At 54.8% G+C, this 14,331-nt stretch carries 11 protein-coding genes; 6 read left to right on the forward strand and 5 right to left on the reverse strand.

Going from position 1 to position 14,331, the window contains the following annotated elements:
- Positions 1–88 precede the first annotated feature (88 nt).
- From G5137_RS13425 to G5137_RS13445, 5 genes are all read left to right on the forward strand, one after another.
- Positions 89–457 (forward strand): hypothetical protein, encoded by a 369-nt coding sequence (locus G5137_RS13425; protein WP_106844368.1) that lies wholly within the window; start codon positions 89–91, stop codon positions 455–457.
- Between the two features lie 113 nt (positions 458–570).
- Positions 571–1,110, forward strand: a complete 540-nt coding sequence (locus tag G5137_RS13430) for a hypothetical protein (RefSeq protein ID WP_106844369.1) — start codon at positions 571–573, stop codon at positions 1,108–1,110.
- A gap of 89 nt (positions 1,111–1,199) precedes the next feature.
- Positions 1,200–2,204: a DUF4917 family protein gene (locus G5137_RS13435; protein ID WP_235657041.1), complete on the forward strand. Its 1,005-nt coding sequence runs from the start codon at positions 1,200–1,202 to the stop codon at positions 2,202–2,204.
- A 144-nt stretch (positions 2,205–2,348) separates the two neighbouring features.
- The gene (locus G5137_RS13440; protein WP_146142134.1) at positions 2,349–2,786 is read left to right on the forward strand and encodes a hypothetical protein; all 438 of its coding nucleotides are present in this window, start codon (positions 2,349–2,351) and stop codon (positions 2,784–2,786) included.
- Positions 2,787–2,848: 62 nt separating this feature from the next.
- A complete protein-coding gene (locus tag G5137_RS13445) occupies positions 2,849–3,334 on the forward strand; it encodes a GNAT family N-acetyltransferase (RefSeq protein WP_421255528.1) in 486 nt (161 codons plus the stop codon).
- 123 nt (positions 3,335–3,457) lie between these two features.
- Here the strand turns inward: G5137_RS13445 and eno are convergent, their stop codons facing one another.
- The 5 genes from eno to rlmD all read right to left on the reverse strand — a co-directional run bounded on the left by eno (position 3,458) and on the right by rlmD (position 11,425).
- A complete protein-coding gene (eno, locus tag G5137_RS13450; protein ID WP_005335583.1) occupies positions 3,458–4,759 on the reverse strand; it encodes a phosphopyruvate hydratase in 1,302 nt (433 codons plus the stop codon).
- 89 nt (positions 4,760–4,848) lie between these two features.
- Entirely contained in the window at positions 4,849–6,486 is a 1,638-nt protein-coding gene (pyrG, locus tag G5137_RS13455) for a glutamine hydrolyzing CTP synthase (protein WP_005343329.1), read from the reverse strand.
- Between the two features lie 141 nt (positions 6,487–6,627).
- Positions 6,628–7,425 (reverse strand): nucleoside triphosphate pyrophosphohydrolase, encoded by a 798-nt coding sequence (mazG, locus tag G5137_RS13460; protein WP_149152231.1) that lies wholly within the window; start codon positions 7,423–7,425, stop codon positions 6,628–6,630.
- Positions 7,426–7,498: 73 nt separating this feature from the next.
- The gene (relA, locus tag G5137_RS13465; protein ID WP_005335588.1) at positions 7,499–9,712 is read right to left on the reverse strand and encodes a GTP diphosphokinase; all 2,214 of its coding nucleotides are present in this window, start codon (positions 9,710–9,712) and stop codon (positions 7,499–7,501) included.
- Between the two features lie 390 nt (positions 9,713–10,102).
- Positions 10,103–11,425, reverse strand: coding sequence for a 23S rRNA (uracil(1939)-C(5))-methyltransferase RlmD (gene rlmD / locus G5137_RS13470; protein WP_270905591.1), 1,323 nt, complete (start codon positions 11,423–11,425; stop codon positions 10,103–10,105).
- A gap of 153 nt (positions 11,426–11,578) precedes the next feature.
- On the opposite strand from rlmD, the gene barA reads away from it, so the two are divergent.
- Positions 11,579–14,296 (forward strand): two-component sensor histidine kinase BarA, encoded by a 2,718-nt coding sequence (gene barA / locus G5137_RS13475; RefSeq protein ID WP_421255529.1) that lies wholly within the window; start codon positions 11,579–11,581, stop codon positions 14,294–14,296.
- Positions 14,297–14,331: the final 35 nt, after the last annotated feature.

Raw genomic sequence — 14,331 nt, forward strand, 5'->3', positions numbered from 1 at the left:
CGGGCAGGAGTGGAGTTAGATAGAAGGTGGTATTAATGTGTTAGTACCACCTTCTATCTAATCACTGTTATGAATCAATGGATCTCCTATGAAAGATGACCTCGTATTAGTGGCACTGGATGCAGAGCAGATAGCCAAAGCGAAAGATGAAAATGGGAAGCGTAAGCAGATAACCCATGCGCTTGTCGTTGGAAACTACGGGGTGATGTTCGGTACTGAGAAGCAATGCATGAAGTATTACTCGGTCTGGAAGGATATCTTCAAAGACCTATTCGGCAAGTGCTACGAAACAGACCAGTACTATCTCACCACCTATACAAGCTCTGGCAATGTGGTGATGGACCTGATAGAAGAGTCCGATAGACGCAAACCCAAAATAGATTTCATCGAAGATGCGATGAAGCACGAGAAAAAAGGCTTTTGGGCCAAATTGTTTAGCCGCCAGCAAAACTCATAACCAGAAATGTCAGTTCGTTCCGGCCTTGAAGGGTCTACACCGGACGCCCTTTTCTCCGCTTCGCTACAAAAGGTCGATGCTAAACAATGGTGTTATGGCTAAAGGAAAGAATTGTGATACACGAAAGCTACTATTGGAAACAACTCTTATTGGAAAGTACTGAAGAGTTTAGGCGATTCAAAGATCTTCCTGATATTGATGAGGAAACACATGTCAAAATCGAGAAAGCCATATTTATTGGTTTTTACTCGATTAGAAAATTGCTAGAGACCGAGACTAAATTGACGGATAGTCTTAAATCTGGACTTCATAAGGTGTCTTGGTTTCAGTGCGTCGGTACGGAAGTCACGTGGCGCAATAATCACAAACTAGACGAGCTTTACAATTTAAATAGACCTCACTCAGAAAGTCGAGATCTCTGGTTCATTGCTAGCCGAATAATACATAGTTTTATTTTCAATATCTATGTTAACGAAGGCGGAGGTTTTGATGGAGCATTCTTCACTTCAGATAGTGACAAAAACAAAAAGCTATACTCCCTAACCACTGATGAAATCATTGATATCTTTGAACTTGTTGGCAATAATAATGTTACAGAATTAGAGTGGTATCGCTGCCCTGAAACAGGAAGAGGAATAACACGAGCCACATAGCCATAACATGTAAATTAACTACGCGCCTACGGCGCTAGACGCGGCAGAGCCGCGCAGCTTATTGAGGCGTTAAGCATCAGGAGTTAATGGTGGCATACGAGATATACGATTGGCTTGATATCAGCAGAAGATATAAAAGCTCCATATTATTGGGTAATGGTGCATCAATTAGTCTAGATAAATCATTTACATATGCATCGTTAAAAAAACATGCAATCGATCATGGGTTGTTATCTGAAGATGTAGAAATGCTATTTGAACATTTCGAAACGGATGATTTTGAGTTGATATTGCGTTTAGTCTGGCAGGCAAACAAGGTAAATTCAGCTCTAAAAATTAAAGATAATGCAACAGAAAAGGCATACAAACATGTTCGAGATTGCTTAATCAAGGCAGTACGCAGCATCCACCCTGAATACGATGAAATTGAGGGAGATCTAGATACAGTAGGTGAATTTTTAAGTAGGTTTAAAACGGTTTTTTCATTAAATTATGACCTTACATTATATTGGGTCATGATGAAAGCTAATAGCAATGAAGATGGGCATAAGTTCAAGGATTGTTTTCTTCACGGTAAATTTGATGAAGATTGGGCTAGATTCAGAGAGCCGTATAGCTGGCAAGATAAGCGTATAACGTTAGTTTTCTATCCTCATGGCAATCTGGCATTAGCTCGCAATGTTGTAGAAGAGGAAATTAAACTAAGTAGCCGAGTCGGCTCAGATTTGTTGAATAGTATATTGCATGAGTGGAAATCAGGCGAGTGTATTCCTCTATTCGTAAGCGAGGGTATTTCTAACCAGAAAGTTCGCTCAATCCAAAACAGTCATTACCTCAACACTGTATATAGAGAAGTGATCCCAGATATATGGCGTAGTTTGGTTATATATGGGTGGGGGCTTGGAGATCATGATGTTCATATTATCGAGCGCATAAGAGCATCGAATGTTAGGCGAATAGCTGTGTCTGTATTTGGATATGATCAAGCATACTGCCGTAGAGTAGCCGAAATTATTTACGATAGTTTTGGTCGCGATTTTATAATCGATTTCTTTGATAGTAAAAGTCCAGGGTGCTGGAACAATGATGCTTAATAAGTATTTTAAGACGGATTCGCAACGCTTGATATTTGCAGTTAGCGGTAAACTTATTTAGGTGGTATGCGGAAACATCGTATTGCCTTACTCACAGCTTGATCGGGTGTTATGTGCTAATACTCAAGGAATAAGGAGCTTTACTTGTCTCTATCTAATAATGCAAATTTGGTTTATGACTTTTTACGTAATCAAAGTTCAATGGGGCGAGTCGTTACGTACGGTACTGTAAGCAAAAATACGAATGTTCCTTTGGGAGAAGGTGGCGGAGCTGTAAGAGATGCCTTAGCCGAGATTTTCAAAAAGTGTGATGCAGCAAACTTACCACCGATCACTTCTATTGTTGTACAAGAAGCTAATTTGTATGATCGAAAGATGAGGTATGGAATGCCAGGTGGTGGATATTTATCAGCTGAAGCTCAAAGTGCTAATTTAGCAAATCGCCCTCGTCAATCTGGAATCGAAAGATGGGCTGAAAAGCCTAGACCGAAAGATACTGAAGTATGGCTTTTTAAAACCATGATAGAGCAACATCAAGATCTTGTATGGAATTACCAAGGTTCTTGGCCTTTATCTTTATAGAGAAGAAATTAGGACACCCACCATTCATGAATCTTGGCTCGCGTACCCTTCCAAGGAAATTTATGAAGCCCGACTTAACCGGTAGGCGGATTGTACTACGCACCATTGGCCCGCAGGATGCTGCCGATCTGTTCGAGATTTATGGCAATCCACTGACCATGGAGTTTGCCTCTGATCCCTGCTTTACCTCTCCCGCCATGGTGGCGCAGATGATGGCGAGCGTGGTGCGGCTGGAGCAAATGGGGGAGTCGCTGGAGTGGGCGATTGTCGAGCGGGAGGGCAACAAGGTGATCGGCACCTGCGGCCTGCACAGTTTCAGCGAGGCGGGCCGCTGCTGCGAGGTGGGTTGCCTGCTCAATGCGGCCTATTGGCGCAGAGGGTTTATGTCGGAAGCGCTGGGATTGCTGTTCGCCCACGCTAGCACACTGGGAGTCACCTGCCTCACCGCAGATATCGATGCAGATAACGTCCGCTCTATCGCCCTGTTTGAAAAGCTGGGCTTCAAGGCGCATGCAGGGCGCTATCAGCGCATGCTGCCCTTTGTCTGACCCGAAACCAGAGGCATGACCCCCTCGCCTCTCAGGGCGTTGTGGCAAGGCTCAGGCATAAAAAAACCGGAACCCAAGGGTTCCGGTTTTTTTCATTCCAGCCGAGGCTGGCAAACCAGCAAATTAAGCCTGGTTTTTAACTTCTTTCAGACCGCGGAAAGGAGCTTTGGCACCCAGAGCTTCTTCGATACGGATCAGCTGGTTGTACTTGGCAACACGGTCAGAACGGCTCATGGAACCGGTCTTGATCTGGCCAGCAGCGGTACCAACAGCCAGGTCGGCGATGGTCGCGTCTTCGGTCTCACCGGAGCGGTGGGAGATGACGGCAGTGTAGCCAGCGTCTTTGGCCATCTTGATGGCAGCCAGAGTTTCGGTCAGGGAACCGATCTGGTTGAACTTGATCAGGATGGAGTTGGCGATGCCGTTGTCGATACCGCGCTTCAGGATCTTGGTGTTGGTTACGAACAGGTCGTCACCCACGATCTGGATTTTCTTGCCCAGTTCAGCAGTCTGGTAGGCGAAGCCTTCCCAGTCAGATTCGTCCAGGCCATCTTCGATGGAGACGATCGGGAACTTGGTGGTCAGGTCAGCCAGGAAGTCGGAGAAACCGTTGGAGGTGAAGACACGACCTTCGCCTTTCAGGTTGTACTCTTTCTTCTCTGCGTCGTAGAACTCGGAAGCAGCGCAGTCCATAGCCAGGGTGATGTCGGTGCCCAGTTTGTAACCGGCAGCGGCAACGGCTTCAGCGATAACTTCCAGCGCTTCGGCGTTGGATTTCAGGTTCGGAGCGAAACCACCTTCGTCACCAACTGCAGTGTTGTAGCCCTTGGACTTCAGCACTTTGGCCAGGTTGTGGAACACTTCTGCGCCCATGCGAACAGCTTCTTTCAGGGTCTTGGCGCCAACCGGCTGGATCATGAACTCCTGGATGTCGACGTTGTTGTCGGCGTGCTCACCACCGTTGATGATGTTCATCATCGGCAGCGGCATGGAGTAAACACCCGGGGTGCCGTTCAGCTCGGCGATGTGGGCGTACAGCGGCATGCCTTTGGCAGCAGCGGCAGCTTTGGCGTTAGCCAGGGAAACAGCCAGGATGGCGTTGGCGCCGAACTTGGATTTGTTCTCGGTACCGTCGAGGTCGATCATGATCTGGTCGACAGTGGCCTGGTCCTTGGCATCTTTACCCAGCAGAGCTTGAGCGATCGGGCCGTTTACGGCTTCGATGGCTTTCAGCACGCCTTTACCCAGGAAACGGCTCTTGTCGCCGTCACGCAGTTCCAGCGCTTCGCGGGAACCGGTGGACGCGCCAGACGGAGCGGCTGCCATACCAACAAAACCACCTTCCAGGTGAACTTCGGCCTCAACGGTCGGGTTACCACGGGAGTCGATGATTTCACGACCGATCACTTTAACGATCTTGGACATGTGTATTTCCTCAGGTTTCGTAAAAAAACAACAAAAATATGCCAAAAAAAGCGGCTGTGGCACAGTGCCCCAACCGCATTTATTTTCAATTACTTCAAATTACGCTTCTGATACTCGCCTGCCGCCTTCACAAAACCGGCGAACAGAGCGTGGCCATCACGAGGAGTAGAGGTGAACTCCGGGTGGAACTGCGCAGCCACGAACCAGGGGTGATCCGGGATCTCGATGATTTCCACCAACTTCTTGTCGGCGGAGAGACCGGTCACTTTCAGACCTGCCGCTTCAATCTGCGGCAGCAGCTTGTTGTTTACTTCGTAACGGTGACGGTGACGCTCGTAAATGGTCGGGCTGCCGTACATCTGACGCACTTTGGAATCTTCGACCAGGTGGCAGAGCTGGGAACCCAGACGCATGGTACCGCCCAGATCGGACTTCTCGGTACGGGTCTCGATATTGCCCTCTTCATCAACCCACTCGGTGATGAGGCCGACGACCGGGTACGCGCAATCTTTCTTGAATTCGGAGGAGTGAGCCCCTTCCATGCCCGCCACGTTGCGAGCGAATTCGATCATGGCAACCTGCATGCCGAGGCAGATACCCAGGTAGGGGATCTTGTTCTCGCGGGCATACTGGGCAGCCAGAATTTTGCCTTCCACACCGCGCTCACCAAAGCCACCCGGCACCAGGATTGCGTCCAGACCTTCCAGCAGCTCGGCGCCACGGGTCTCGATATCCTGAGAGTCGATGTACTTGATGTTGACGGAGTGACGGGTCTTGAGACCACCGTGCTTGAGCGCCTCGTTGACGGACTTGTAAGCGTCCGGCAGGGAGACGTATTTGCCGACCATACCGATGGTCACTTCACCAGTCGGGTTGGCCTCTTCGTAGATAACCTGTTCCCACTCGGACAAGTCAGCCTCTTTGCACTCCAGACCGAAACGCTCGGTGAAGTAGGAGTCCAGATTCTGGGATTTCAGCAGTGCCGGGATCTTGTAGATGGAGTCGACGTCTTTCATGGAGATGACGGCGCGCTCGGGCACGTTGCAGAACAGGGCGATCTTGGCGCGCTCGTTGGCCGGAATGGCACGGTCAGAGCGGCAGATCAGCACATCCGGCTGGATACCGATGGAGAGCAGCTCTTTGACGGAGTGCTGGGTCGGCTTGGTCTTCACTTCACCGGCAGCAGCCAGGTAAGGAACCAGCGTCAGGTGCATGAACATGGCGTTGTTGCGGCCCACTTCGGCAGCCAGCTGACGAATGGCTTCGAGGAACGGCAGGGACTCGATGTCACCCACGGTACCGCCCACTTCGACGATGGCAACCTGATGGCCTTCAGCACCGGCAATCACCCGCTCTTTGATGGCGTTGGTGATGTGCGGGATAACCTGAATGGTGGCGCCCAGATAGTCACCACGACGCTCTTTACGCAGTACGTCGGCGTAGATACGGCCGGTGGTAAAGTTGTTGCGACGGGTCATCTTGGTGCGGATGAAACGCTCGTAGTGGCCCAAATCCAGATCGGTTTCGGCCCCGTCCTCGGTTACGAACACTTCACCATGCTGGGTCGGGCTCATGGTGCCCGGATCCACGTTGATGTACGGGTCCAGTTTCATGATGGTCACATCCAGACCACGGGCTTCCAGAATGGCTGCCAGAGAAGCTGCGGCAATGCCTTTGCCGAGGGATGAAACAACGCCACCAGTAACAAAAATATATTTGGTCGTCATGCTGAACCTGAAAGAAGTTTAGGGAATTTTAAGGGGTGCTTCGGGGATGAAGCAGGACGGGGAAACAGTATACCAAAAACCCCTCTCCCAAACAATGAGCAAAAATCTATCAGGCTCACCGCCCCCCCATCTTGCGCCAAATCAACTTTGCTCGGTTTCCTTCGCCTTATCCCAAGCGGCATCGAGCTTTTCGAGGGTGCAATCGGTCATTTTCAAGCCTTCCGCGGCGATTATCTGCTCAACCTGACGAAAACGACGTTCGAACTTGGCGTTGGCGCCTCGCAGTACCTGCTCCGGATCCTTGCCCAGATGACGCACCAGATTGACGGTGGCAAACAACAAGTCGCCGAGCTCGTCGCTCACCCGCGCCTCGTCCACATCGGCCATCAATGCCTCTTCCATCACCTCATCGATCTCTTCGTGGATCTTGTCCACCACAGGCCCCAACGTCTTCCAGTCAAAGCCGACGGTGGCGCAGCGTTTCTGGATTTTGGCGGCGCGGGTCAGGGCAGGCAGCGCCTGCGGTATATCGTCCAGCACGCTCTCTTTGTCGAGGGCCGCCCGCTCTTTGGCTTTTTCTGCTTCCCAGTTCGCTTTTACCGCCTGCTCGTTGGAGAGATCTGCATCGGAAAAAACGTGGGGATGACGGCGAATGAGCTTTTCACTCACCGTATCGACGATATCGGCGAAGTCGAACAAGCCCCGCTCTTTACCCAGCTGGGCGTAGAACACCACCTGAAACAGCAGGTCGCCCAACTCCCCTTTCAGCCCCTGCCAATCCTCGGTCTCGATGGCATCGGCCACTTCGTAGGCCTCTTCCAGGGTGTGCGGCACTATGGTCTGGAAGTTCTGTTTCAGATCCCAGGGGCAGCCGTTTTGCGGGTCACGCAAACGAGCCATGATGTCGAGCAGTTGGGGCAGATCGTAACGTTGGGACATGGGATATTCGCTTTCAATTCGTTCAAAAAGGGTCATAAATGCAGACCGGCCACTGGGGCCGGTCGGTTCGCTATCAAAGCCGCTTGGCGCTGATCACATCGTTAAGCTGACTGAGCTTGGCCAACGCCCGGTTGAAGGCATTGATGTTGTAAATCTCCAGCTCCATGTCGATCTCGGCGGTCTGCTCGCGCACGTTGGAACGTGAGCGCACCCCCATCACATTGATCTTCTCGTTGGCCAGCACGGTAGTGATATCGCGCAGCAGGCCGGAGCGGTCGTTGGAGATGATCCGGATAGTGAGGCCATAGCCACCGGAGTAGTTCTCCCCCCACACCGCATCGATCAGCCGCTCAGGGTTGCGCCGTGACAACTCTTTCAACTGCTCGCAATCTTCCCGGTGGATCGAAACGCCGCGCCCCATGGTGATAAAGCCCTGAATGGAGTCCCCAGGGATCGGCTGACAGCAGCGGGCAATATGGGTCATCAGATTGCCGACCCCTTCCACCACGATATGGTCTTTGGGCTTGTGGCGCATCGGCGCATTGGCCTTCTGCTCCAGCTTCTCCAGCAGGCGGCGATCTTCCTCTTCCGCCGTCGGCTTGTTGTAACAGGTGTCGAGATAGTTGAGCACCTGGTTGATGCGGATATCGCCGCTGCCGATACCGGCCAGCAGATCGTCGGTGCTCTCCAGATTGAAGCGGCGCAGCATGTTGCCCTTGTCGATCTTGGACATGCTGAGGTTGTGGCGATCCAGCTCCTTCTCGAACAGCTCGCGACCGGCCACGATATTCTTGTCCCGATCCAGCTTTCTGAACCAGGTCGCCACCTTGGCCCGCGCCCGACTGGAGCGCAGGAAGCCGGCGTTGGGGTTCATCCAGTCGCGGCTCGGGTTCGGCTCTTTCTGGGTGATCACCTCCACCTGATCGCCGGTCTGCAGCGCGTAGGTAAACGGCACGATGCGGCCGTCAATCTTGGCGCCGATGCAGCGGTGACCGATCATGCTGTGGACGTGATAGGCAAAATCGAGCGGGGTGGCGCCAGCTGGCAGGTCGATGACATCCCCTTTCGGGGTGAAGACGTAGACTCTGTCCTCGAACACCTGACTGCGCAGATCTTCCAGCAGGGAGCCGCTCTCGGAGAGGTCTTCCTGCCAGGCGAGCAGCTTGCGCAGCCACTCGATCTTGTCTTCGAAGGTGTTGGCCTTGCCGCCAGCCTGTGCCCCTTCCTTGTAGCGCCAGTGCGCCGCGACGCCGAGTTCGGCATCCTGATGCATCTGGTCGGTACGGATCTGGATCTCGACCGTCTTGCCCTCCGGCCCCACCACTACGGTGTGGATCGACTGATAGCCGTTCGGTTTGGGGTTGGCGACATAGTCGTCAAACTCGCGTGGAATGTGGTGGAACTGGGTGTGCACGATACCGAGCGCCGCATAGCAATCCTGCAACCGCTTGGTCACTACCCGCACCGCGCGCACGTCGAATAACTCGTTGAATTCGAGGTGCTTCTTCTGCATCTTGCGCCAGATGCTGTAGATGTGTTTCGGGCGGCCGTACACCTCGGCGTCAACTCCCGCCTCTTTCAACCCATTACGCAGGGATTGCACAAACTCGCGGATATAGCGCTCGCGGTCGAGCCGCTTCTCGTCGAGCTGCTTGGCGATCTGCTTGTAGGTATCAGGGTGCAGGTAACGGAAGGCAAGATCTTCCAGCTCCCACTTGAGCTGGCCAATGCCGAGACGGTTGGCGAGCGGCGCATAGATATTGGTGATCTCCTGGGCCATCAGCACCCGGGTCTCTTCATCTGCCGTCTTCGCTTCCCGCAGGCAGGCGATCCGCTCCGCCAGCTTGATCACCACGGCGCGCACATCCTCGACCATGGCAAGCAACATGCGACGCACATTGTCGACCTGCTCCGGTGAGGTTTCGCTGCGATGGAGGGTTTGCAGGGAGCGGATGGCCTCCATCTCCAGCACCCCTTCCACCAGCTTGGCGATCTTGGAGCCGAAGTCCTCGTCCATCCGCTCCTGGCTGATGAGACCGGCTTCGACGAAGGGGTAGATGATGGCCGCTTTGAGAGTGCCGATATCCATGCTGAGCATCTGCAGGATGCCCACCATTTCGATGCCGCGCACCAGCAGCTTGCTGGTCAGCGCCTCGTCACCGAGCGTCAGACAATACTGGTAGACGGTTCGCAGCTGATCCTTTTCACTGTCACTCAAAGAGAGCGAGCTGACCCACTCTTCCAGGGTGAAGTTGTCTTTCAAATGAATATCGCGAACCGCAACCATGGTATCAATCCTTTAAATTATCGGGCCGAAAGCTGTCACTTTCTCCCCTCATGAGATTGCCTCAAATGGGGATATCCAGCGCACTTTTCAAGGCATATTGTCCAGAAAGACAATAGAGCGCGCCAACAGGCCCTGCCGAACGACGAGGGTCTAGATTACCCCAATCACACCAGCTCAAACAGCCGCAGACATGCCAGATTACATATCCGCATCGCCGTACCGATGAGCAGGATTACTTCATATACACACCAGCTCAAACAGCCGCAAACATGCCAGATTACATATCCGCATCGCCGTACTGATGAGCAGGATTACTTCATATACACACCTGCTCAAAGAGTAACGAACATGCCGGATGACCTATCCGGCATCGCCGAACTGATGAGTCATTTACTCCCGTTCAAACAGCGCCATGGACTCCAGATGACCGGTGTGAGGGAACATGTCGAGCATGCCGAGGCGCACCAGACGGTAACCCCCTTTCACCAGCACCTGACTGTCCCGTGCCAGGGTGACCGGGTTACAGGAGACGTAGACCACCCGCTTGGGTGAAAGTTTCACGACGTGTCCCATCACTTCCAACGCGCCGGGGCGAGCCGGATCCAGCAGCACCAGATCAAACCCTTCCCGCGCCCAGGACATGCCGACGATGTCATCGCTCAGGTCGGCTTTGTAGAAACGGGCATTGCTGATGCCGTTGCGACGGGCGTTCTCTTCGGCCCGCTGCACCATGGCCAGTTCACCTTCCACACCCACCACTTCGCGAGCCTGACGGGCCAGCGGCAGGGTGAAGTTGCCGATACCGCAGAAGAGATCGAGCACCTTGTCATCCTTGCTCGCCCCGAGCCATGTCAGCGCCTGCTCAACCATGCTCTGGTTGATGGGGCCGTTGACCTGAATGAAGTCACCCGGAGCAAATGCAAGAGACAGGCCATCCAGCGAATAGGATGGGGAAAATTGTTGCTGCAGCGCTTCGATGCGATCATCGGCCGCTTGCAGATAGAGGTCGATCCCCTGCGCTTTTGCAAACGCCACCAGCAGGGCGCGATCCGCCTCATTGGGGCGGCCGATGTGGCGCAGCAGCATCATGATCCCCTGCTCGGCCTGGATAAGCTCCGCATGGCCCAGCTCGCGCTGGCTCTTGAGGCGATTGAGGCATTCACGCAGCGGGGCAATCAGCGCAGAGAGCGGTTCGGCCAGCACAGGGCAACTGTCGATCTCCACCAGATCGTTGCTGTTGCGGCGGCGGAAACCGACCCGGGTGCAGCGACCATTCTTGTCAAATTTGATGGCCAGACGACAGACCCGGCGGTAGGCGCGATCTTCACCGGTCAGTACCGGCTCCAGCGCCGGCGCCTTGATGTTGCCCAACCGCTCGAACAGGCTGACCAGTCCCGCCGCCTTGGCGGCTTGCTGATCGGCAACCGACATGTGCTGGGCACTGCAACCGCCGCACTCGCGATAGTGGCTGCAGAAGGGGGCGATACGGTTGGCCGCCGGGGTCACCACCTGCTGCAAGGCGGCGTGACCATACTGCTTTTTCTCTTCGGTGATGCGTGCCTTGACGGTCTCGCCGGGCAGAGCCCCTTCGACGAAGATCGCCTTGCCCTGATGGCGACCGATACCGACGCAGTGGTGATCGAGGGTGTCTATCGTAAATTCAATGCGTTGGAGCTGGGTGGACTTCTTTTGGGGCTTGAAAAACTGGGCCATAAAACTTGGTGCCTATAGGTGGCTATGTCATGATTGTGGAATCTGCTGCCGGGTATTGTCCCACAAGAATAATAGTATGACCAAATACGGCCACAGAGCCCGTGTATTGCCATCAACCCTATCGCCAACCCTGTTCACTGGTGGCCTGTTCGTATGACCAAATATGGCCTGAGAGCACGCGTTCTCGCCTTCACCATCCTGCCAACCCTGATCATCGGTGGCCTGATGGCCGGTTACTTCACCTTCCACCGCTACCAGCAGCTGGAAAACAATCTCATTGATCAGGGGATCAACATTATCGAACCGCTGGCGATCGCCAGTGAATACGGGATGACCCAGCACAGCCGAGAATCCCTCAAGCGGCTGATTGGCCTGACCCATCGCAAGAACTCCCCCTTCATCAAGTCCATCGCTGTCTTCACCCAGGACAACCAGCTGTTCGTTACCTCGAACTATCACCGGGATTTCACCCGACTCAGGCTGCCCGATGGCGAGCCCATTCCGGATCTGACCAGCGTGACGTTTCAGGGGGACGACATCATTTTGCGCACCCCGATCCAGGCTGAAACCAGTCTGGATGGCTTCCCGCTGCCCAGCGATGTAGAGCCGCCGATGATCGGCTACATCTCGATGCAGATGGCGACCGACAGGGCCATGCTGCTGCAGTACCGCGATACCTTCTTTGCGGTGATCATGGTGCTCATCGGGGTCGCATTCAGTACCCTGTTTGGTTTCCGGCTGGTCAAGAGCGTGACCCAGCCCATCACCAACATGGTGCAGGCGGTGCACAAGATCCGGGAGGGGCGGCTCGATACCCGGGTCAGCGGCCAGCTCACCGGCGAGCTGGATATGCTGAAAAACGGCATCAACGCCATGGCCAAGGCGCTCTCCGAATATCACGAAGAGATGCAGCAGAATATCGATCAGGCAACCTCTGACCTGCGCGAAACCCTGGAGCAGATCGAGATCCAGAACGTCGAACTCGACATGGCCAAGAAGCGGGCGCAAGAGGCCGCGCGGGTCAAGTCGGAGTTTCTGGCCAACATGTCCCACGAATTGCGTACCCCGCTCAACGGGGTCATCGGTTTTACCCGCCAGTTGCTGAAAACCAGCCTGACCCCGAGCCAGACCGACTACATGCAGACCATCGAGAAGTCGGCGCGCAACCTGCTTGGCATCATCAACGACATCCTCGACTTCTCGAAGCTGGAAGCGGGCAAGCTGCAGCTGGAGCATATCCCGTTCAGCCTGCGCGACACCCTCAACGAGACCATGCACCTGCTCGGCCCCAGCGCCCACGACAAGCAGCTGGAGCTCTCCTTGCGGGTGGATGCCGATGTGCCGGACTACCTCACCGGCGACCCCATGCGTCTGCAACAGGTGCTGACCAACCTCACCGGCAACGCCATCAAGTTCACCGAGCAGGGCAACGTGGATGTCCATATCGAGCAGACCGGCAGTGGCAACCACAAGGTGAGGCTCAACGTCCAGATCCGCGATACCGGCATCGGTATCTCCCAGGAGCAGCAACATCAGCTGTTCCAGGCCTTCAATCAGGCCGACTCCTCCATCTCCCGCCGTTATGGCGGCACGGGTTTAGGCCTTGTCATTACCCAGAAGCTGGTGCAGCAGATGGGCGGCCAGATCCGCTTTGAATCGGAGCTTGGCAAGGGCTCCATCTTCTCCTTCAGTCTGGATGTAGAGGTCTCCCCCCTGCCCCAGACCGATCAATTGCCGCTGGATCGGATCCGTGGCAAACGGCTCTGGCTGCTGGAACCAGATCCCTTCGCGCAAGCCTCTCTGCTCGCCCTGCTGGCGGAGTGGCGCCTCGATGTGCACCCACTGACCAGCGATGATCCCTGGCCCGAGATGAGCGAGCAGGAGATGGTGATCATCGGCAGCAGCACCCTGCATACGCCGCAGCAAGTGCTCGGCCGTCTCGACAAACTGCACGGCCAGCAGCAGAACACCATAGTGCTGCTCAGCAGCCACGAGCCGGCGCTCTATGAAGCGATGCTGGCCCATGGTGCCCAGCACTGTCTCTCCAAACCGGTCAACCACCGCAAGCTGCTGCACGCCCTGCTCTCGCCGGAATCGAGCCGCCAGAAGCTGCCTGCGCAACCTGCGCCGCGCCAGTTGCAGCCAATCAAGGTGCTGGCAGTGGATGACAACGCCGCCAACCTCAAGCTGATCGCCGCCATGCTCAAGGAGATGGTGAGTCAGGTGGTGGTGTGCAAAAACGGCAAGGAGGCGGTCAAACAGGCCCAGAGCCAGCCGTTCGACATCATCTTCATGGATATCCAGATGCCGATCATGGATGGCATCAGCGCCACCCAGGCGATCCGCAACCAATCCCTCAACACCACCACCCCGATCGTGGCGGTGACCGCCCACGCCATCCCCGGCGAACGGGAGCGGCTGATCCGGCAGGGGATGGACGACTATCTGGCCAAGCCCATCGACGAGAGCATGCTGGCCCAGCTCATCACCGACTTTGCCCATCGTCGCCACCAGAATGATGGTGCCCAGCAGATCGACTGGGCACTGGCTGTGCGGCAGGCGGCGGGGAAAGAGGATCTCGCCAGAGAGATGCTGACCATGCTGCTGGCCAGTTTTGACGAGGTCGAGCCGGTGCTGGATAGCGCGCTGGCTGGCGAAATTGAAGATAGCGAAGTGCTGGCACAGCTCCATCGCCTCAACGGTGGCTGTGCCTATTCCGGGGTGCCGGGACTGCAACGGCTGCTCTCCCAGCTGGAGCAACAGCTGCGTGACGGCGTGCCGGTGAGCGAGCTGGAACCTGAGCTGCTGGAGCTGCAAGATGCGCTGGAACTGGTGCGCCAGGAGGCGCCCCGCTATCTCGGCAAGGCTTGATGAGCTTGACCTGAACTGTACCGGCCCCCGCTTTT

This window comes from Aeromonas sp. 600282 (genome assembly GCF_049175755.1).
Taxonomy (GTDB): Bacteria; Pseudomonadota; Gammaproteobacteria; order Enterobacterales; family Aeromonadaceae; genus Aeromonas; species Aeromonas veronii_A.